Origin of the sequence: Megasphaera hominis (assembly GCF_014269395.1) — a bacterium.
Taxonomy (GTDB): Bacteria; Bacillota; Negativicutes; order Veillonellales; family Megasphaeraceae; genus Megasphaera; species Megasphaera hominis.
Window position 1 is genome coordinate 73,418 of the sequence record NZ_JACOGK010000006.1, and the last position, 21,524, is coordinate 94,941.

The following is a 21,524-nucleotide window of genomic DNA, read 5'->3' on the forward strand; positions in this document are numbered from 1 at the left end:
TACAGGAAATTTTCTTATTTATCTGTCGTATTTTTTTCCTTGCGGATGACGTCGTGCGCGCCGCCTTCAACGATAGACGTAGCGGAAACCAGCGTGATCTTAGCGTTCTTCTGGAGTTCCGGAATGGTCAGGGCGCCGCAGTTGCACATGGTCGACTTGATCTTGCTCGTCGTCTTGTCCACGTTTTCCTTCAGCGTACCTGCATAGGGAACATAAGAATCAACGCCTTCTTCAAAGGAAAGCTTCTTAGCTCCGCCCAGATCATAGCGCTGCCAGTTGCGGGCACGGTTAGAGCCTTCACCCCAATATTCCTTAACGTACGTACCGCCGATCATGACCTTTTCAGACGGGCTTTCGTCGAAGCGGGCAAAGTATCTGCCGAGCATGACGAAATCAGCACCCATAGCCAGGGCCAGTGTAATGTGGTGGTCATAGACGATGCCGCCGTCGGAGCAAACCGGAATATAGACACCGGTCTTTTCATAATATTCATCACGGGCCTTGCAAACTTCGATAACGGCTGTAGCCTGGCCACGGCCAATCCCTTTCGTTTCGCGGGTAATGCAGATGGAGCCGCCGCCAATACCGACTTTAATGAAATCGGCGCCGCAATCAGCGAGGAAGTTGAAGCCTTCCCGGTCGACAACGTTACCGGCACCGACTTTTACCGTATCACCATAATGCTGACGAATCCATTCCAGCGTCAGCTTCTGCCATTCCGAAAAGCCTTCAGACGAATCGATGCAAAGCACATCGGCTCCGGCTTCTACCAGGGCCGGCACACGTTCGGCATAGTCACGCGTATTGATACCGGCACCGACGATATAACGTTTCTTTTCGTCGAGCATTTCACCGGGGTTTTCTTTATGGTCTGCATAGTCCTTACGGAAGACGAAGGAGTTCAGTGTACCATCGGCATTCACGATCGGCAGGGCATTGAGCTTTTTGTCCCAAATCATGTCGTTAGCTTCACCGAGGGTAATACCGTTTTTAGCATAAATCAGTTTATCCAGAGGTGTCATGAATTCGCTGACTTTGGTAGCCGGGTCCATGCGGCTGACACGATAGTCACGGCTGGTTACGATGCCCACGAGCTTGCCATTTACCGTACCGTCGGAGGTAACGGCTACTGTAGAATGACCGGTCCGTTCTTTCAGCGCTACGACATCAGCCATAGTCATATCCGGGCTGACATTGGAATCGCTCGGTACAAAACCGGATTTATAGGCTTTGACACTGGCGACCATGGCAGCTTCTTCTTCGATAGTCTGGGAGCCATAAATAAAAGAAACGCCACCTGCTTTGGCCAAGGCAACAGCCAGCTTTTCGCCGGAAACGGCCTGCATGATAGCGGACACCATAGGAATTGACATTTCTATGGCAGGTTTTTCTCCTTTTTTAAACTTTGTGAGAGGCGTCTTCAATGATACATTTACCGGCATACACTCCTTTGATGAATACCCGGGAATCAAAAGATATTCATTAAACGTATGCGATGGTTCATTGATGTAAATAGCCATTTTATATCCTCCTTAATATACAAGCAACTAACCGGATCCTGTATCTGCCGGTCTCTCATAATGGGTTCCCGTGACGAGGGAATTTATACTATTATACCGCGTGCAAAAGTAAAATCAAGAGTAATCTCATTTTCTTCTAAAATCAGTCTGTTTTTTCAGCCACGGCTTAAAAAGCAAAAGTGAACGACGTGCGCCCTGCCAGGGTATCCGGCCGGGCGCACTCCCTCACTAAACGGCCAGGCACTGCCTTTATTTATTATAGGCCGCTTCAAAGTCTCCATTTACCGTATCGTATTTAATAGCCGCATCACGTCCTTCAGCAAACTGCGACAGCGGATCCCTGCCCTGGCTGGAATAGACTACGGCATTGGCCATGGCCACAGCCCGGTTATTGATCAGTACGAAGAGCTCCTTGAGGTGCGACCGGGCCTGATCGGACGGACAGGAAATGCCATCCAATTCCTGAATACATTGCCGCGCTTCATTAGAAATGGCCCTGCCACGATCATAAAAAGAGCGATTGCTGCCCAAATTACCAGCGTAGTTATTGATATCCGTCGCCAGCTGGGCTGTTTTGCGATCGAGAGCATCTTTCTTATCGGCATATGTATAAAATTGGCTGTATTCCTCTCGTGGCGACTTTTTCGCAGGTGCTGCCGGTGCCTTCTGGGTTTGATTGACTGCCGGCTGCGGTTTAGCTGTATTTGTCTTCTGGGTAGTCTGGCTGGACTGCGTCGTCTTAGGCCGGGGATTCCCGGAAGAGTGACTAGCCCCATAACCGATCAGGAAAAACAAGGCCGCCACCAGCAGAGGCAGCGCATAGAGCCAGACTGTACCGGTACGCTGTGACTGGGCCGCTGCCGCCGGGCGGGCCGGCTGCGGGGCAACAGACCGCAGGGACGCAGTTCCCGACGGACGGGTCGTCCGCTGTGCCGTTGCCTGTTTCCGGGCCTCCCGGACAGGCTCTTTTTGAATAGCTTCACAGGCCGCTTTAAAAGACAAGGCCTTGTCTTCAAAGCCGGCGAAGCCTTTGTTCCTGGGCATGATTTCACCTCATATTCTTCTATAATTATAACAGTACATCACTGATCCTGTGCAGGCCCTGTTTAAATACCATGGACAAGAGCGTTTCTAAAAGGAGGGCATCCTGTACGATGAGAAAGTCCAAATACACCCGGACAGAAGGCTGACGCACACTCGTAAGGGAAAATCCATCCTGCCCCGACAGAAGCTTCAATTCATGCCAAGCGTACAGCCTCTTTCCCGCGCCCTGCGCTGCCTGGTTTGGAAAAACCAGGCCGTCGTCCCGGACGAGCACCTGGCCGAAGGATTTCTCCTTCCCTGCCTGCAAGGCTTGAATCAGTTCCAGACCCAGGCGTACACCCACCAGTTCCCAAAGTCTTTTGGTGAGCTCAGAAAAAATATCAGGCCTGTTTCCCAAGGAAAACTCATGAAATTCTCCCGAATAGGTTTTCACACGGATGATATACAGCGTATCTTCCTGCCGGCGAATACGGCCCCAGGCGAGATGGCCAATATTTTTCAAATACACAGTTTCACTGCCTGCGCGTATGTAGTCCTGTGTCATTTGGATCTGCTTTTTAGCTGCCGGCTCCAGGGTTGCCGTATAGTCCGGAGTACTGGCCTCCGTTGCCTCTGCCTGGCTGTCTGACGGCGCAAAACTACGCAGTACTTCCATATCCTTTTGGAACGCAGCAGCTGCTGTGAATAGCTCGGCAAAGATGTGCGAAATGGCCGCGATAATACGCTGTGCTAATTCCACATAGCCATGATCATTACATAAATCTACCGATAGATTGCGCAGCTCACTGGCCAGGTCCAGACTGGCTTCATGCTCTAAGCCCTTGCTTTCCATGGCCATTTGAATCGGCTGGGCTACGGCATCCCATTGTCTGGTCATTTGCAGCAGCTTGTCGACGAGAAGCGAAATGGTCTGTACCGGCTCTTTCTTATCAGCCCGCTCTTTGACGGTGGCAATGAGTTGCTCCAACGCCGGCGTAGCCGTATAAAAGAAGGCTTGTGTCTCTATTTCATATATGTCGACCAGTTTATAGATTAAGGACGGCGCAATGTCTTTGCCTTCCTTTGTCGTAACCTCCACCAATTCCGTTACGGCAGCCATGAGATCATCCGTCGGCAGCCTGTCCAGTGCCAGCTTGCCAACAGACGCCAGGTATTCTGCATAGCTGCCTACAGCCGCTTTAACCCGGTCCGTGTCTTCCACTACGGCTATACCGGCTGCCCTGCGGTCTGTATTAATCGAGGACAACAAGCTTTCCAGATCGATATTCTCGTAGCAGTCAGCCATTTCCCGGAGATAGCGGACACACACCGGTGCAGTCGCCGCTGTATGGCAGCAGAGTAAGGCCGCCAGTACAGTTACGCGGGCACAGGCCAGCTTTGATTCCTGCAAAAAGCTCTCAGCCGCAGCAAATTCCGGGGCACCGCCTTTTTTGATTTCGTCCAGGAACGCCTGTACAGCCGCCGGGTCCGCGCCGGGAAACCAGGAAATTTCAGCTTCCAGCCGCGTAACGGGGTTAATAATGCTGTTTGCCCGGTCTCTTGCCGCGCTATCATCATGTAATAATTCCAAATCTTCAGCCGCACTCAGTATGTCTGCCTTTTTTGATCTGGTCGACACGCCTAATGTATAAAAGGGATTATCAAATACGTTCATGAGAAACTCCTATCCTGGAAAGGGGAACCCCTGTGTGTTCTCTTCCGGTCTTCAAAAGCAGCTGTAGCCAGATCCAGACATTCCTGATCGATACATTCCTTATCCTGTTTAGCTGCCAGTCTGGCCGCTTCGCGGATAACGTAATCCACATCGGACAAGGGCTTTCCCGTTACGGCGTCAATAAGGTGCTCTGTATGCAGGGTGTCACTGACTGGCAGATCCTGTAACAAATGCTGAATTAACGCCGCTGCTTCTTCCTTACCGGGAAAGGTCACTTCGACAAGATTATCAAACCGGCCCGTTCGCCGGATGGCCGTATCTACCATATCCAGCCGGTTGGTCATGGCAAAGATAAGGACTTTGTTTTGCACGGCTTCCGGTATGAGGCGCAGAAATTCACTCACTTCTTCTACGTGATATTGCTGGGACCCGCCGCTGTCCCTGGCAGAGACGAAGGCTTCCATTTCATCAATAATAATGACCGAGGGAGCCTTCTCCTGCGCCTTAGCAAATAGCTCTGCAATCAATTTACCCGTTTGATGAATGTACGGACTGCCTACGCTGTTGGCATCAATAGTAAAGCTGGGCCAGCCCAGGTATTCTACCAGCCGTTGTACTGCATAGGTTTTACCACAACCCGGCGGCCCATATAAAATAGTGGCCGAGGGAAAATCAATGCCCATGCGCCGATATTTCTCTTCATGCCGGACGATATCGATGATGTGTTCGTTAAAAAACGTTTCTAAGGCTGGCCGGCCGGGCAAGCTAAAGGGGCCCGTGCCTTTGATGACAGCCCTGTGGTCCGTCCGTTCCGCTGCCTCACCACAGCCTGCCGGCAGGGACAGACCGGCCGCATTTATAATGTCCCGCAGCTGCTCTTCTGTGAGCCAGCTGCAAATTTCTGCCAGCCGGGAAAAAGCAAAGACCGACAGCGGAATCCCTCCGGTCAGGTATTGACCTAATACAAGATCATCTCCAACAAAGGTCGCTGCCCCTGCGGTTGGTAAAAGGAGGGAATATTTTTCTACATATATGGCACCAGCCAAGGAAACCTCCTGATCTGCCTGCCGGCTTTGGCGCAGTGCCAGCGCGACGGCCTTGGCATCAATGAACGTATCCGGTGCCGGGCAGCCTGCCAGGGAAAAGATAGTCCCGCCGGCCAGATAGTACCGGTCAGCGGCACCGATACGTATCGATGCCAACAGGCCGGATTTTAAAAACCCCTGCGCCATCAGTGTTTCCCCTAAGGGCGCTGCCATAAGGAGCAGATCGTCCCCGGCCTGTTCCGTACGGTAGATTTGCCAGTCCGTCCCTGCGCAGGCGACCTGCTTTATCTTCCAGCCGTGTATGTGATAGCCCCGCGGCAGCCAAGGATCAATCATCTTCCTACCCCCTGATAATATTGACCAGACTGCGGATATCGCCTGTATTGTCAAAGTTGTACGCCAGGCTTACCATTTCTGCGAGGACCCGCTTCAAATCCGCAATGCGATCGGCTTGCTTCAGGCGCTGCCCTTCAGCAACCAGTTCCTGGAAGCGCTGCATATCCTGACAGCCTGCGGGATGGCCGGCAAAATGATTGAAGAGATCAATGACAAACCAATCCTGCCGCCATAAGATCGTAAATATTTCATCGTGTATCTTAGCTAAGGTCAGTTCAAATTCGCTGTCATTTTTATCTATGCATTTGCCCGCATTATGCCGCAAGCCTTCATAACGGGCCAGTTCTACGGCCGTCGCATACGGCTTGGCTGACTCTTCATAAATGGCGAGCTGCCGTTCTAATTCCCCCTGCCGGATGGCCTTTAAGTTCCGTTCCCGCGTTTTTGACAAAAGGCGTTTGACTTCATAAATTTTATTCCATGCTTCTCCTATGGCCTCCGCACTTTCTCCCTTCTGGTTCAAAAAGAGCGCTTCGTTCGCCTTATCCTTGGCTTCGCTCAGGGCCGGATCGACGACGGCTTCTTCCATATTAGAAATGCGGTCCAGCAGCTCCAGGGCATCCCGGTTGACCTGTTCTGACGTCTGGCTGAAATCAGGCGTTTTTCCTGCTGTCGTATAGAAATTTTTCGTTTCGAAGGTGATACCTATGCTGGGTACCGATACGGATACGACCAGGTTTCCTGAATCCATGATCTGATAGTTGAATTCCAATTCGGCCCCGGCCGGAATAATATCGTCTTCAAAATCGTTACCACTAATCTGTAAATAGCCAATAGGCCGGTTATCCGTGACGGGATACTCAATATCCCCTTCCACCAGATTAAAGTTCAACGCTTTGGCACTGCCTGCCTTGAGAGTTTCTCCGGCGCGATATATTTTTTGTCCTGTTTTGGGCAGTGATTCTCCTGCCTTCACTAAATAGTCCAGTACTTGATCGCCGCCGATTTTATTTAAGACAATGGCCGCAATGGAGTGAGAAGCCGGAATGCCAACGATCGTCGCGGCCGTCTTGGTAATGACAATGTTGTCATTTTTGATCGGAACGATTTCACCGCCAGAACCAAAGACGAATACCTTAAAGGTATTTTCACCTGCTTCAGACAAAGGCACCTCCATGATTTTGCCATTTTCTAAGGGATAACGACCGGACGACCAGCCCGTATCCAGACTGTCGATTTGGAATTGCATGTTCTTTGGCTCAGCTTGGGCAAATTTCACGGCAATTTTTGTCTTACTGTCTGATGTTCTGGCAATATATACAAATTGTACATCCAGACCACCACCGGTATTCATCTTCCCTTTATTGCCCTTGCGCCCATGTTCCAAAGAATCCCAGTCGATGGACTCAGCAAAGATGCTGGCCCCTTCGGCAACGGCCGTCATGGGATTGACGTCGGTACTGCCGGGAATCCCCAATTCAAAGGACACCTTGTCCCGCAGGGGCTTATAATTGGTCGGCCCGCCGATGAAGACGATCTTGGCAATATCCTGCGGCTTAAGGCCGGCCTTGCTGATCGTTTCCCGCGTTGCTTCTACAGATTCCATGAGCCGTTTTTCGATGAGTCCGTCATATTGTTCCCGGTCAATGGGAATATCCAAATATATTTCATTGTCGTCCAAGTCGCGGACATTCAATTCCATTTCCGATAAAGAAATAATAGCGCTATCACTCGACGAGAGTTCCATCTTTGCCTTTTCTGCCGCCCAGGCAGCCATGCGCATTAAGCGCGTGTCCTGCCGCTGTACCTGATCATCGGCAAGAGAAAAATGTTCCCGTAGCCACGGTTTGACCACATTGTCTACGAGTGTTCTGTCAAAGTCCCGGCCGCCACACATGGCAATACCGCCGTGCGCAATGAGATTGACCCGTCCGGCAACGCTTTCGGCAATGGCAATGTCTAAGGTGCCGCCGCCTAAGTCATAGACCAGGAACGTGCCATCGGAATTTTCCTGCTGCATGATCTTCATGACCGCTGCTACCGGTTCCTGCATTAAAGACACGTTGCGAAAGCCGGCCAGCCCGGCTGCCTTCATGGTAGCGTTTTTTTGCATTTGATTAAACGCTGCCGGCACCGTAATGACCACGCCTTTGATCTCATCAGCCGCTACCTTGCCGGACAAATAGCCATACAACACCTTTAGAATCTCTGACGAGCATTCTTCCGGCGTTTTCGTGATCTTCACTGCCGGAAATTCAATCAGTGTGCTCGTGCCCATAAAGCGTTTAAATAACGTCGCCGCATAGCCCGGTGCCTGGGAGGCCGCATTATAAGCCCGTAAGCCATACTGCGTATTACCGCGGCGGTCAATATAAATGGCCGAAGGCGTCACATCATTTTGCTCACTGCTTTTCCACACCTTGGTTTCCTTGCCATCATACGTACAAATGGCACTATTTGTCGTCCCTAAATCAATGCCTACATAGATTGCCATGCTCACGCCCTCCTCAACAGTACAGTTCCCGTTTGTAAGATCTGCCCTTCCCGGTTCATAATAATCGGTTCCAGCATTTGCTCGATGACCAGCGCCTCCTCCGGTGCGAATTCATCCATATTGACGGTCGTTACCGCCATGCCTGTATCAAAGGGCTCGCCGGCTTCGTATTCCTTGATTTTAATGCCAGCCTTGGCCGCATTTTCAGAAAGTTTCTTCATATACCAGGTGAGACGCCCGGCATATTTATTTCTTTCCCTCAAATCCAGCTTCTCCAGTATCTTGGCATACGTCTTGGCAAAACGCCATGACTCTATGAGGGTATTGATAAACACATCCTGCATGCATTCTGTCTCCATATCCCAGCCTCCTCGTCTTCGTTGTATTTTCTTATATTGACGGCTCTTGACAGACCGGTCCTGACATAGGTCCCGGCTTCCAGCCACGCCGGCCGGGCCGGCCCCGTTGCCCCTTTTATGAATAGCCCTGTCGTCTTGCGCCTTCGTTCCCATACAGTTCAGGTACGTTACATATGTATTTAATTATATCATTTCATCTGTAAAAATACAGCGCCTGCCACCCTGCATTCGTTTTTATCGTTTCATAATGCATATTTATTTTTTCATCGAACACGCAGGCAGGCATACAAAAAAAGAAGGAATATACAGTCTGCAGACTGCATATTCCTTCTTCATGACATTTTGAAATTTTGTGGCGGAAAGGGTGGGATTCGAACCCACGGTACGTTGCCGTATCACTGGTTTTCAAGACCAGCTCCTTAAACCACTCGGACACCTTTCCCTGTGAAGAACTAACGAAAATATTATATCAAACCTGTAAAAAAATAGCAATAAAAAAGAAAAGGCAAACCCCTTTTTAACCGTGCCTGTACGAAACAAGCCGCACGTAGGGATTTGCCTTTAGTAAGGATATACTGTTCTTTGGCGGGAGTGAGCCTCCGCCCCCGTATCCACCGACGGTGTACTTGCAGGTAAGAAATAACAATAAAGGTGGAGTTATCTCTTACGAACACCCATGTAAGAACGAGCGTATACCCTAAAATAGTAGTGCTGACGGTGAAGGTTTTTGATTCGCCCGTAGCTACTGCCCGTACGCCTACACTATCGCGCGTACGAGAGATACTATTTTAAGAATCCCGATTACCATAACCAGAGATTCCATCTTTACTGTAACATAGAACGAATGAAAAAGATAGTGCAGGCCTTATCTATTTTTCTCAAAGAAGTGTGGTGAATCGCCCCATTGGCCGAGACCTACGCGATCGCCTACAGAGGCCACACGGGCACTGAGGCAGTTACGGCATTGTTCGGCATGCTCATCGACGCAGGGTTTATTATCATAGAGGAGATACTGCGCCCGGAACTGGGGCAGCGTCACAATAGGCATGAGAATATTGGCTCCGGCCTTGAGGCCCAGTTCGCGGCCTAAGGGATGTAGTGCCTGCAGCGCCGTCGTCGCAGCGATGTTGACATCCTGCAAATACAGCCGCGTTACGGCAATCATCTTTAAGCCTAAATGGAGGCGGTTTAATTTATCTGCTTCCGAATCCAGACCGGCTGCTACGACAGCCTGGCCAATGGGCGTATGATGGTGTACGACATACGGGCCCATGCCGATCATATCGATATCCATGTCTTTATAAAACTGAATATCTGCTGCCAGATCTTCTACAGTTTGGCCTGGCAGGCCAATCATGTCACCGGTTCCCACCTGATAGCCAATACGGCGCAGCATTTTCAGGCAATCACAGCGGACCTGCCAAAGATGGTGTCCATCCTGGGGATGAAGCGTAGCATAGAGATCGGGATTACTCGTTTCAATGCGCAATAAATAGCGATGCGCCCCGGCATTAAACCAGCGGCGGTACGTTTCTTCTGTCTGTTCGCCAACGCAAACGGTCAGCCCCAGGCCGCCGTTGCCGATTTTTTTCAAATCCCGGATCAGCGCTTCGACGTAATCGATAAACTCCGGATCCTGCCGTTCACCGGATTGCAGTGTCAAGGAACCATAGCCTGCGTCGTACGTCCATTGGGCCATGTCGAGGATATCCTGACGGACCGTATCAAACCGTTCTACTTCTTCATTGTCCCGGCGAATGCCGCAATAGCAGCAATTTTTGATGCAGCGATTAGAAAACTCAATGAGGCCGCGGTAGTAATCGACACGGCCGACCTTTTCTGCTTTTACGGCATAAGCCGCATCATACAAGGCCTGTAATTCCTCAGGATCGGTCAGGCTGAGCAGCGTCACCAAATCCTGGCGGGTCATGCGTTCCTGCTTTTGTAAAAGCGCTTGCAGCGCTGAAGCTATTGCCATACGATCACCTCTTATACGAGACGGTCAGTTTCTATTTTCCAGACCGGTCTTTTCGAAAAAGATAAACGCCAGGCTTAATACCATGGCAACTACCGTGGCCAGACCCATCCCTTTAAGCTGTACCGGACCGAGGACTACGGTTGCGCCGGAAAGGCCCGTAATCATCGTCACAGCCGTCAGAATGAGGTTTTTAGACCGCGTATAGTCTACTTTCTTTTCTACGAGCATACGAATACCGGAAGCGGCGATGAAGCCGAAGAGCAAAATGCAGACGCCACCCATAACCGGCGTCGGAATCCCATGAATGAGGGCAGCTACTTTACCGATAAAGGAAAAAACGATAGCAAAGACAGCGGCGCCACCAATAACCCACGTGCTGTACACACCGGTAATGGCCATGACGCCCATATTTTCCCCATACGTCGTATTCGGTGTAGAACCGATAAAGCCCGAAAGGACGTTGGACAGGCCGTCAGCAAAGAGGCTGCGGTGCAGGCCCGGGTCCTTGATCAGATCGCGGCCGACGATATCACTGGTGACAAAGAGGTGCCCTAAGTGTTCAGCAAAGACGACGAAGAGGGCCGGCATGATCATCATAATAGCACTAAAGTTAAATTTCGGTTCATAGAAGGTCGGCACAGCAAACCACGGCGTTGCTTCTACGGCAGAAAAATCGACAACCCCCATAAAGTAAGAAAGGACATAGCCCGATACGACACCGATGAGGATCGGAATAATACCGATAAAACCGCGGCCCAAAATCGTCGCCAATACGGTTACGATGAGGGTAAACGTGGAAATAATGATGGCCGTTTCGTTGCTCATGCCCTGGGCTTCACCGAGGTAGCCCGACATAGTCATGGCCAAGGGAGCCAGCTCCAGGCCGATAATAGCTACAATAGCACCCATCGCTGCCGGCGGAAAGAGAATATCAATCCACTTGGTTCCTACCTTATCGACGATGAGGGCTAATACCATAAAAGAAAGACCGAAGACAATGAACCCGCCCTGGGCATCGCCATAGGTCATCCCCGGTGTGGAACAAACCGCCAGGACCGGAGAAATGAAAGCAAAACTGGAGCCTAAGTAAGCAGGCAGGCGCCATTTACAAATGGTCAGGTACAAGAGTGTGCCAATGCCATTCATGAAAAGGGCTGTCGCCGGATCTACGTGAAGCAAAAACGGCACCAGTACGGTCGAACCAAACATAGCAAATAAATGTTGCAGGCTAAGGGGGATTGTCGGCAACAGTGGCAGGCGTTCGTCTACCTGAATAATACGTCTTTCCATTCGTAAGGACCTCCTAGAATCATCCTAATGCAGCTGAAAATGACTGCGTGTTTCTTTTTTCATGGACTGTACATGAGGCTGCATCCGCAAACGGGCTGCCATAACGGCCGTTTTATAGTTGCGCCGCGCTATATTTAAGAGCAGGGCCGCCGCAATCAGATTGACAATGAGCGACGTACCGCCATAGCTGATAAAGGGCAAGGGTACACCTACGACAGGGAAGAGGCCGCAAACCATGGCCAAATTGATCAAACCCTGGCCGCCAAAGTACAGGGTAATGCCGGCTGCCAGCAATTCACCAAACTTATCATGTGTATTCCAAGCGCATTGAAAACCGAAGAAAATAAGGATACAAAACAATACGAGCATGACAATGGAACCACGAAGGCCCCATTCCTGCGCCAGAATAGCAAAGGCAAAATCCGTATGCGCTTCAGGCAGATAGCTGAACTTGCTGATACCTTCCCCAATGCCCTGGCCCATGATACCGCCGGACCCGATGGCAATAAACCCCTGCATAGTCTGATAGCCTAAAGTCTGGGCATACGAGCTGGGATCATACCAGGCTCGCAGCCGGTCCATCCGGTACGGCGCCGAAAGGGTGTAGGCAGCAGCGGCGACCAAAAACACGCCCAACGGAATGACGGCTTGTTTCAGGCTGGCCCCGCTAATCCAAAGCATGGCAAAGGGTAAAAACATAATGACAATCGCCGTCCCTGCATCAGGCTGCTTAATGACCAGGCCCGCCAGGACCAGGGCCGGCAGCAGGACCGGCTGGGGCAGCCAATGAAAGCGTTTCCACGCCGGTGCCTGGGGGCTGCTGTCCCAGGGACCAAAAAAAGCGATAGGTTTATGTTTCTCCAAAAGGGGTGCCAAATACTTGGCCGTAAAAAGGATGACTGCCAATTTAGCCACTTCTGACGGCTGGAAGGTGAAGCCGCCGACGCCGAGCCAGCGCTTAGCGCCATTGACGACAATGCCGGCGCCCAAAACGGCAACCAGAAGCAAGGCCGAAAAAATAACAGCCAGCCAGGCGATTTTTTTCCAAAGACGATAGTCTGAGCGATAGACGATGGTCGCCGGAATCATGCCGATGACAAAGCAAAGAACATGGCGGATTAAATGACCGTAAGCACTGCCGCCTTCTGCCATATCTTCAATAAAAGTGGAACTGAATATATTTACGGTCCCAATGATGAAAAGCAGAAGGAATGCTGTAAAAATCATCCAAAAGGTTAACCGCAGTTCCTTTGTTTTCGGAGTCATTTCCCTTCACCTGCCGTCGGGCGGACAGCAAAACAGTGAAAAATAGGCTGCCCTTTCGCACTAAAACGGGCCTCATATTCGGTCTGTACTTCGTTTGGAATATCACTATGGTGCAAATCGTAGGTCACTTCGGAAAGCTGCCATTGCCGTTCCTTGAATTCTTCCAGGGTAAAGTCAAAGAGGCCGGCATTATCCGACTTGAAGCAGACAGCACCGCCTTCTTTGAGAAGCCGGGCATAGCGGTCCAGGAACAAGCGGTACGTCAGGCGGCGTTTAGCATGGCGGGCCTTAGGCCAGGGGTCGCAAAAATTGATAAAAAAGCGGTCCACTTCGCCGGGAGCAAAGATATCTTCTATGCGCGAGACATCGAATTTCAGGAGCTGTACATTGGTTACCTCTGCTTCTGCACATTTTTTGCAGGCATAGTACAAAACCCCTACCTGAATTTCAATGCCGATAAAATTCACTTCCCCATGCAGGGCTGCCATCTGTGAGATGAAATTTCCCTTACCCGTGCCTAATTCCACCCATAAAGGTGCCTGGGGGTTGGGAAACAGGGTATTCCATTTTCCCTTGAACTGTTCTGCTCCGGAAAGATGGACAAAGGAATCATATTCTTTGATTGCCTCATCAATCCAGGGTTTTCTCCGTAAACGCATACTTTTACTCCTTTAAAAAAGGCTGATTCCTCAGGTGAAATCAGCCAACATTACATAAATTTACTTGTACTATTATAGGTAATTCCAGAAACACTGTCAAGAACGGCAGTGCCTGGTGAAGGCATAAAAAAACAACCGCCGGCACACAAAGGCTGCCGGCGGTTGTCAGGGATGCCCGCTCCCCCTCAGAAAAGGGCATCCTTGTCAGGCGCAGGTTATTTCCAGGCCGGTATTAGTTCACCCTTGAAATTTTCTTCAATATATTGCCGTACTTCCGGCGACTGGAAGGCTTTGACGAATTTCTGGTACGCCGGATTGTCTTTGTCCTTCGCCCGGGCGGCGATGACGTTTACATACGGGCTCGTATCATCTTCTGTCGCAATGCGGTCTGTAACGGGAATCTTCGCTGCAATCGCATAGCCGGCATTGATAACCGAACCGGCCGTATCATCAAGGGAGCGCGGCAGCTGACCGGCTTCGAGCTCTGTAAGCTGGATATTCTTCGGATTGGCTACGATATCCTGTACGGTCAGCTTCGTCGGATCGGCGCCGGCACGGAGTGTAATCCAGCCTTGTTTACTGAGCAAGAGGAGTGCCCGGCTGCCATTATTGGGATCATTAGGAATGGCAATGGCAGCTCCGTCAGGGACATCACTGATATTCTTGTACTTATGCGAGTACAAGGCAATAGGCGCTAAATACGTATCGCCAATGGATACGAGATCTGTGTGATTTTTTTCATTAAAGGTCTTGAGGAACGGCAGATGCTGATAGGAGTTCAAATCAATATCGCCGTCCGCCAAGGCCTTATCGGGCGTAATGTAATCGGAAAATACCTTTACCTTCACATCGAGCCCATCCTTTGCAGCTACCTTAGCTACTTGTTCCATAATCTGTTCTCCGGAACCGGGGTTGACCCCGACAGTAACCACTTTCTTTTCTGCCGTAGCAGCGCCTTTATCGGTATCTGTACCGCAGCCTGCCAGAAAGCTTCCCAAGGCCACTGCAGCTAAAGCAACAGCAAGTATCTTTTTTACGTTTTTCTTCATGATGAATTCCTCCGTTTACGCTATATATGAGTTAAATAAGATCAGCGAATCGTCGTATCAATAATCTGCTGCGCATCTTCCGGCACAGGCAGTCCGGCTACCGCATTGGCAGAACCAAAGTTTTGACAATGCTCTTTACCCGCTTCCGTTACGGAATGGGCACCGTAGAGCTTGCGGTCTTCCCCAATGGGGCATACGGCAATGCAGACGCCGCAGGGATAGCGAAATTCATTCTTTAATTTCTGATGATAGCCGGCACAGCGGGTCTTAGCCATGTCGGCTATGAGCCGGTCACTGCGCGGCGTAAAGGCCTCTGTAGGACAGTTGCGCACGCACTGCTGGCAGCGGATGCATAAATCGTCTTTGACCAGCTCATCAGGAACGACATCGGCATCGGTAATGACTGAAACGAGCCGGACCCGGGGCCCATATTCCTTCGTCAGCAGCGTATGATTCAGGCCCAGCGTTCCCAGGCCGGCGTATTTTCCGGCAAAGACATGAGAAAAGGCAGCCTCCTGTTTTTTTACGAGGACCGAAATATCCCCATAACAATCACGGGGAAACCAATGGGCCCGATAGCCAAGCTGATTCAGCTTATTAGCCAGGCGATAGGCAATCTCATCAAGAATGCGGTTCGTCGTATTGTAACATTCCGAATAGACGACAGACGGCGTCGTTTCGATCATGGGCAAATAAATCTGGACGCCCAGTGAAATGACCGTACGGCTCCACGGCCAAATAGACTGGGGCCAGTATTCCGGCTTCACTTCCTGTTGCTCCGGCCAGCGGTCTACAGAAGCAAAGCCGATCAGGTTGGCACCTAACTGCTTAGCCTGCCGCTTGATCAATTGCTTTAATGGTCCTCTTGCCAGTTGTTTTGTTGTTCCTTTTGTTGTACTCATCGTGTTCCCCCTGTGATACAAATAAAAAAACTTCCGCCCCATAAGGGACGGAAGTACCGTGTTACCACCCAATTTCATCAATCCCTTACGGGACCGACCTCTGCAGGTACGCAGGCCGCAGCCTTGAATACCCTGGCACGATAACGGGTGCACCCGGACAGCTTAATCATTCAGCTAATCAGCTCAGAGGCCATCTTCCAAAAGACTAGACGTATCTCATTTCACCTGCTGAGACTCTCTGTAACGCTTCCTCTTTTGTACTCTTCTCTTCATCGCCTGCTATATGCGTTGGAGTTAGTCTATCATGGCGGGCCTCTGCTGTCAAGATATTTTAGAATAAAATTCTACCATTATTTTTTTTATGGGATGTTGTATGCGGTTTTTACAGTAGAACAAGTTTCGTCGTTCAATCACTCAGTCTTTGTTAGGACCGTACAGGCATTTAGCCAGGCGGATATACGCTTCGTCGCGCTGACGGATGGCCTTTTCTGCCTTATCGCCACTATAATCATAGAAGCCGCGGCCGGCTTTAACGCCGCAATAGCCCTTTTCTACCATCTGATCCAGTCTGGGACTGCTCACAGACGTATCGAGATCAGGGAAGAGATATTTCGTCACTTTATCGAACACATCGACACCGTTAAAATCGACAACCGAAAGCTGGCCTACAGCCGCTAAGCGCAGGCCCATGCCGTATTTAAATACGGCATCGATGTCTTCGACAGACGCAGCGTCTATATCCAGGATATGCAGGGCTTCCCGCAATAAGGCGTATTGCAGGCGGTTGACGATAAAGCCGGGAATATCGCGGACACAAACGGGGTGTTTCCCCAGTCCCAAGACAATGGCCTGCATTTTCTCTACCGTCTGCGGCGCCGTTTCTGCCCCACTGACTAATTCGCACAAGGGGATTAAGTGGGGCGGGTTCAGCCAATGCTGCCCCATGAACCGTTCCTTATGGGACATACCGGCGGCCCGGCTGGTAATCGAAAGGCCCGATGTATTCGTTGCCATGAGTACGGACGGCGAGGCCAGACGGGAAATACGGCTTAAAAATTCCTGCTTAATGGCCAGGTCTTCGACGATGGTTTCCAAAATCAAATCCACCTGTGGTTCTGCAAAGACGGATTCATCAAAGCTGTATTGAATACGATGACGCAAGTCATCCGATTCAGCCTGAGTCAGCATGCCTGTCTGCACCATGGTCGACTGGTTAAGGTCGATTAACTGGCTGCAGCGGTCGGCCGAAGCCTGTGAACGGCACCAGACGAGGGTTTTCCAGCCACCGCCGGCATATACCTGTGCCAGGGAAGCGCCCATAATGCCGGAACCGGCAATTACAACGGTTTGTTCCATAAAACGTGCCACCTTCTTTTTTCTGTATCACTCTAAAATCGACAAAATATCCGTAACCGTGTCGACGACATGGGTTACGCCTTCCCGTTCAAACATGTGCCGGGCGTTTTCCTTTTCTAGGCCCGTCAAGGTGCCAATCATGACAGCCCCCATGGCTTTGGCACCCCAAACGTCGGCCAGGGAATCGCCTACGACGTAATACTGCCCTTCTTTAAAAGCATCCGGATTGGCTACATACGCTGCATATTTTTCCGGAAAATGACCAAACGCGCCTAAATAATAGGCAAAGGGATTGGGCTTATCCAGGGACTGATGAAGCATCTCTTCTGCTTCGTCTACATCTGTAGACGTAGAGATGTAGAGCGGGTCAAATTCAGCCAGCCAGCCGAAGGTTTCAAAGGGGATCTTCATTTCCCAATAGGAACGGCCCGTAGCAATGGCGATAGCGTAGCCCCGCCGTTTGAGTTCCCGGAAAAGGGCTAAAATATCTGCCGCCGGAGCCAAGGGCTTTTCCCGCGCCAAAAAGCCTGTTTTTCCCGGAGCAACCGGATCCCTGCCATACGTTTTTTTATATAATTCGTCACCAAAATACCAATTCTGGAAGCAATCCATGTGAAGCTGCCACAGAGGTGAATTAAGATCTGCATAGGGCGCAATAGCCGCCCCTGCCGTCGATTGGGCGGCTGCCTCCTGCAAGGCTGTAAAGAGTTCATTTTTCCCTGCCGAAGGCGGTACTGTTTCCTGCAACACGTCCAATACCTGGCCTGCTTCAGGCACAGAGCAGGAGCGCAGTAAAATACCGGCCAGGCGGACGCCGCGCAGGGAATCAAAGGACAGGTGCCGGATTTGGCCTACTGTCGCTGCATATTGTTCGAGCATCATCCAAAGGCTCACAAAGAGGACGGCATGGACCATATCCCAGTTGTCATTTACGCCATGGCTTTTTAACCAAAACAGGATTTCATCATTTTTCCAAAAGCGGGCCCGCAAGGCCTTGATTTCTTCTTCTGTCAAATCGGCATGAACCTGTTCCCCTGGCAGTCCCATATAGGCCGGACTGTAAAACCATTCCCAAAGGGTCAGTGCCGATACATCAAAGTAACGGGCTTCGCTAAGAAGTACGCCATCTACATCAAATATTACTTTCTTCATTTTGTTCGCCTCTAAAATGTCTTATCCAAATGACCTACTGTTTTTTTATTGCCTTTCACATGGCTTCGCGCTTCTAATACGGCCATGACATCGTTGACGCCAACGCCCGTTTTTTCCCAAAGTACGGCCAGGTGATAGAGCAAATCGGCCGATTCCTTGCACACTTCGTCCCGCAGCGCAGCACCCTTTTCCGTTTTATCCGCTACGGCCCAATCGGCATTTTTACCGGCTATGATGACCTCGGACGCTTCTTCACCGATTTTCTTGCCAATTTTATCGATACCGGTTTCTAAGAGGTATGCCGTATAGGATTTTTCCGTCGGATGCTGCCGCTTTTCTTTGATCTCATCCTGTAAATCGGAAAGAATGGTCAGGCTGCCTGTATATTCCTTATCTTCCGTACCGCCCAGGCCCCGGAAGAAACATGTTTTGTGGCCTGTATGGCAGGCTGCACCGGTCTGGTCAACCTGGATGAGAAGCGTATCGGCATCGCAGTCGACGGATATTTCCCGTACTTCCTGAAAGTGTCCGGACTCTTCGCCCTTATTCCAAAGTTTTTGGCGGCTGCGGCTGTAGAACCACGTCCGTCCCGTTTCGATCGTCTTTTGCAGCGATTCGGAATTCATATAGGCTACCATGAGCACCTTGCCGCTGCGTGCTTCCTGCACGACAGCCGGGACGAGACCGTTTTTATCAAAAGCAATCTCTTTTATATTGACGAATTCCATCATTCTTCAGCTCCTCTCATGGGAATGCCCTGGCCCTGCAAATACGTTTTCAGTTCCGGTATGCTGATCTGTCCAAAATGGAACACAGAAGCAGCCAGGGCCGCATCAGCACCGGCATCAAAGACAGCCTTAAAATCCTGCATCGTACCGGCACCGCCGGAGGCAATAATCGGTACGGGCAGCGCCGCCGACAAGGCGTGGTTGAGCTGCAGGTCAAAACCGGTCTTTTCACCATCAGCGTCCATAGAATTGATGCAGATTTCACCGGCCCCCAGGGCCACGCCCTGCTTAGCCCATGCCATGACGTCGAGACCCGTATTCTTGCGGCCGCCATCGACATAGACTTGCCAGCTGCCCTGGCCATCTTTTTTCGCATCGATGGAGAGGACTACGCACTGGCTGCCATAGCGTTCTGCCGCTTCCCGGATCAGTTCCGGCCGCCGTACAGCAGCGGAATTGACAGACACCTTGTCGGCGCCGGCCCGCAGGACCTGATGAAAATCATCGACCGTACGGATACCGCCACCGATCGTAAAGGGGATGTTAATCGCTTCGGCTACGGCGCGGACGACATCGATGAAGATGTTTCGTTTTTCATAGGACGCCGTAATATCGTAAAAGACCAATTCGTCGGCCAGCTGGTCGGAATAATACTTGCCCAGCTTTACGGGATCATCGACATCCTGGATATTCTTAAATTGTTTGCCCTTGACGACGCGGCCATCGCGCACATCCAGGCAAGGTACAATACGTTTTGCCAGCATCTTACTCTGCCTCCAGTTCCCGGATTTGTTCCATCGTAATGCGGCCTTCATACAAGGCCTTGCCCGTAATGGCACCGTAAATGCCCATGGCCTGCAAGGTTTTCAGATCGTCTATGCTGCTCATGCCGCCAGAGGCAATGAGGCGGATATAGGGCAGGCGCTGCAGTTGTTCCAGCATGGAGAAATTCGGTCCTGTGAGCATACCATCGCGGCTGATATCGGTATATACCAGAGTGCGCAGGCCAATGGAAATGAGAAAGGATGCAAAGGGCAAGACCTTTTTATCACTGCCGGCCACCCATCCCTTGGTCGTTACTGTATCGCCCTTGGCGTCAATCGAAACGACGAGCTCTGAGCCGTATTTTTTTGCCATCTCCCGGATGAAGGCTTCATCTTCTGCCGCTTTGGAGCCGATGATGACGCGGGCCACGCCCTGATCGAGATAGGCCGTAATGGCTTCTTCGCTGCGAATGCCGCCGCCTACTTCGACGGGAATATCCACGGCATCACAAATCTTGCCGATGACCTGGGCATTGCAACGGCTGCCCGTAAAAGCACCGTCCAAATCGACGACATGCAGGAACTGCGCGCCGCCTTCGGCCCATTGCAGGGCTGCTTCCACGGGATCATCAAAATATTTCGTACTGTCCGATTCTACGCCTTGGCGCAGACGGACGGCGTGACCGCCTTGTATATCAATAGCAGGTAATACGATCATGTGTTTATCCTTTCTGAACGTAGTCGACTACGTTCTGCAAGAGTTGTGCTCCTACGCGGCCGCTTTTTTCCGGGTGAAACTGCATCCCCAGGACATTATCGATACCGCAAATAGCCGGTACAGGTCCGTCGTATTCTGCCGTAGCAATGACATCGGGCGTATCTGCCGGTGATTTATGATAGGAATGGACAAAATACACATAGGGATGTGCCGGCAGCCCCTGGCGCAGCCAGTGATTGGCCTTACGAAATTCCAGTTCGTTCCAGCCCATGTGGGGTACCTTGAGTTTCGTTTCAAAGGGAACGACGTCGCCCGGCAAAAAGCCCAGGCAGTCGTACGTGCCCCCTTCAAAATCCCGTTCGAACAAGGCGTGCATGCCTAAACAAACGCCCATGAAAAACTTGCCTGCCTTGACCTCTTCCTGCAGGAGCGGAATGAGGTCGAACTTTTGCAAATTCGCCATGGCATCACGGATGGCGCCGACGCCGGGCAGCTCGACGAGCGCTGCCTCGCGGATGACCTGAGGATCACGCGTAATGACCGGATCCTGGCCCAGGCGGCGCCAGGCATTATAGACGTTGGCCAAATTGCCGATTTCATAATCGATGATCGCTATTTTCAATTAGAGCACCCCTTTAGTAGAAAGTACGCTGTCTGCATTCCCTTCAATGCGTACAGCTTCTTTTAGTGCATGGCCCAAGGCCTTGAATACGGATTCTACAATATGATGGGCATTCACGCCATAGAGATTGGTCACGTGCAGATTCATCTTGCCATGCACGGCCAGGGCGTAGAGAAATTCCTGGAGCATTTCCGTTTCGAAATCACCAATGCGTTCTACCTGCAGCTTGACATTATTCACCAAGTACGGACGGCCGCTGAGGTCGACGACGACCCGCGTCAGGGCTTCGTCCATAGGGCAGTAAAACAGGCCATAGCGATTAATCCCTTTTTTGTCACCCAAGGCCTGTGTCAGGGCGTCCCCCAGGACGATGGCCAAATCCTCTACGGTGTGGTGCGTATCGACATCGAGATCGCCGTGCACGTGGAGGGACATGTCCATGCCGCCGTGGCAGGCCAGGAGGTTGAGCATATGGTCGAGAAAGCCAATGCCCGTAGCACCGACAAAAGTACCGTCTCCATCAAGCTCTAAGGAAATGGCAATCTGCGTTTCTGCCGTTTCCCTGTTCACCTGTGCATTACGCATGG

The 21,524-nt window shown here is 51.0% G+C and carries 19 protein-coding genes, 1 tRNA gene and 1 other annotated feature; all 20 genes read right to left on the minus strand.

Annotation, left to right across the window (positions count from 1 at the left end; genetic code table 11):
• Window positions 1–14: 14 nt before the first annotated feature.
• The 20 genes from H8J70_RS03190 to hisB all read right to left on the minus strand — a co-directional run bounded on the left by H8J70_RS03190 (window position 15) and on the right by hisB (window position 21,522).
• The gene (locus H8J70_RS03190; protein WP_186502416.1) at window positions 15–1,520 is read right to left on the minus strand and encodes an IMP dehydrogenase; all 1,506 of its coding nucleotides are present in this window, start codon (window positions 1,518–1,520) and stop codon (window positions 15–17) included.
• Between the two features lie 249 nt (window positions 1,521–1,769).
• Window positions 1,770–2,564: a hypothetical protein gene (locus H8J70_RS03195; RefSeq protein WP_186502417.1), complete on the minus strand. Its 795-nt coding sequence runs from the start codon at window positions 2,562–2,564 to the stop codon at window positions 1,770–1,772.
• Between the two features lie 25 nt (window positions 2,565–2,589).
• Window positions 2,590–4,218, minus strand: coding sequence for a hypothetical protein (locus H8J70_RS03200; RefSeq protein ID WP_186502418.1), 1,629 nt, complete (start codon window positions 4,216–4,218; stop codon window positions 2,590–2,592).
• On the minus strand, window positions 4,215–5,600 hold the full coding sequence (locus H8J70_RS03205) for an AAA family ATPase (protein WP_186502419.1): 1,386 nt from the start codon (window positions 5,598–5,600) through the stop codon (window positions 4,215–4,217). The genes H8J70_RS03200 and H8J70_RS03205 overlap by 4 nt, the downstream gene beginning before the upstream one ends.
• Before the next feature lie 4 nt (window positions 5,601–5,604).
• Entirely contained in the window at window positions 5,605–8,094 is a 2,490-nt protein-coding gene (locus H8J70_RS03210; RefSeq protein WP_186502420.1) for an Hsp70 family protein, read from the minus strand.
• Between the two features lie 2 nt (window positions 8,095–8,096).
• On the minus strand, window positions 8,097–8,453 hold the full coding sequence (locus tag H8J70_RS03215) for a hypothetical protein (protein ID WP_186502421.1): 357 nt from the start codon (window positions 8,451–8,453) through the stop codon (window positions 8,097–8,099).
• Between the two features lie 353 nt (window positions 8,454–8,806).
• Window positions 8,807–8,895: transfer RNA gene (locus H8J70_RS03220), tRNA-Ser, on the minus strand.
• A gap of 423 nt (window positions 8,896–9,318) precedes the next feature.
• Window positions 9,319–10,431 (minus strand): [FeFe] hydrogenase H-cluster radical SAM maturase HydE, encoded by a 1,113-nt coding sequence (gene hydE / locus H8J70_RS03225; protein ID WP_186502422.1) that lies wholly within the window; start codon window positions 10,429–10,431, stop codon window positions 9,319–9,321.
• A gap of 24 nt (window positions 10,432–10,455) precedes the next feature.
• Window positions 10,456–11,721 carry a uracil permease gene (gene uraA, locus H8J70_RS03230; RefSeq protein ID WP_186502423.1) on the minus strand — a complete coding sequence of 422 codons (1,266 nt, stop codon included), beginning with the start codon at window positions 11,719–11,721 and terminating at the stop codon, window positions 10,456–10,458.
• Between the two features lie 24 nt (window positions 11,722–11,745).
• Window positions 11,746–12,987, minus strand: a complete 1,242-nt coding sequence (locus H8J70_RS03235; RefSeq protein WP_186502424.1) for an FtsW/RodA/SpoVE family cell cycle protein — start codon at window positions 12,985–12,987, stop codon at window positions 11,746–11,748.
• A complete protein-coding gene (gene trmB, locus H8J70_RS03240) occupies window positions 12,984–13,646 on the minus strand; it encodes a tRNA (guanosine(46)-N7)-methyltransferase TrmB (RefSeq protein ID WP_186502425.1) in 663 nt (220 codons plus the stop codon). Before trmB ends, H8J70_RS03235 begins: the two co-directional genes overlap by 4 nt.
• A gap of 215 nt (window positions 13,647–13,861) precedes the next feature.
• Window positions 13,862–14,695: a MetQ/NlpA family ABC transporter substrate-binding protein gene (locus H8J70_RS03245; RefSeq protein ID WP_186502426.1), complete on the minus strand. Its 834-nt coding sequence runs from the start codon at window positions 14,693–14,695 to the stop codon at window positions 13,862–13,864.
• 41 nt (window positions 14,696–14,736) lie between these two features.
• Entirely contained in the window at window positions 14,737–15,597 is an 861-nt protein-coding gene (locus H8J70_RS03250; protein WP_186502427.1) for a 4Fe-4S dicluster domain-containing protein, read from the minus strand.
• Window positions 15,598–15,637: 40 nt separating this feature from the next.
• Window positions 15,638–15,879 (minus strand) — a binding site (T-box leader).
• Between the two features lie 132 nt (window positions 15,880–16,011).
• Entirely contained in the window at window positions 16,012–16,953 is a 942-nt protein-coding gene (locus H8J70_RS03255) for a 3-hydroxyacyl-CoA dehydrogenase family protein (protein WP_186502428.1), read from the minus strand.
• A gap of 27 nt (window positions 16,954–16,980) precedes the next feature.
• Window positions 16,981–18,105 (minus strand): HAD family hydrolase, encoded by a 1,125-nt coding sequence (locus tag H8J70_RS03260; RefSeq protein ID WP_186502429.1) that lies wholly within the window; start codon window positions 18,103–18,105, stop codon window positions 16,981–16,983.
• Between the two features lie 11 nt (window positions 18,106–18,116).
• Entirely contained in the window at window positions 18,117–18,836 is a 720-nt protein-coding gene (hisIE, locus tag H8J70_RS03265; RefSeq protein ID WP_186502430.1) for a bifunctional phosphoribosyl-AMP cyclohydrolase/phosphoribosyl-ATP diphosphatase HisIE, read from the minus strand.
• On the minus strand, window positions 18,833–19,597 hold the full coding sequence (gene hisF / locus H8J70_RS03270) for an imidazole glycerol phosphate synthase subunit HisF (RefSeq protein ID WP_186502431.1): 765 nt from the start codon (window positions 19,595–19,597) through the stop codon (window positions 18,833–18,835). The genes hisIE and hisF overlap by 4 nt, the downstream gene beginning before the upstream one ends.
• Window position 19,598: 1 nt before the next feature.
• Window positions 19,599–20,315 (minus strand): 1-(5-phosphoribosyl)-5-[(5-phosphoribosylamino)methylideneamino]imidazole-4-carboxamide isomerase, encoded by a 717-nt coding sequence (gene hisA, locus H8J70_RS03275; RefSeq protein ID WP_186502432.1) that lies wholly within the window; start codon window positions 20,313–20,315, stop codon window positions 19,599–19,601.
• 4 nt (window positions 20,316–20,319) lie between these two features.
• On the minus strand, window positions 20,320–20,937 hold the full coding sequence (gene hisH / locus H8J70_RS03280) for an imidazole glycerol phosphate synthase subunit HisH (protein WP_186502433.1): 618 nt from the start codon (window positions 20,935–20,937) through the stop codon (window positions 20,320–20,322).
• Window positions 20,938–21,522, minus strand: coding sequence for an imidazoleglycerol-phosphate dehydratase HisB (hisB, locus tag H8J70_RS03285; protein WP_186502434.1), 585 nt, complete (start codon window positions 21,520–21,522; stop codon window positions 20,938–20,940).
• Window positions 21,523–21,524: the final 2 nt, after the last annotated feature.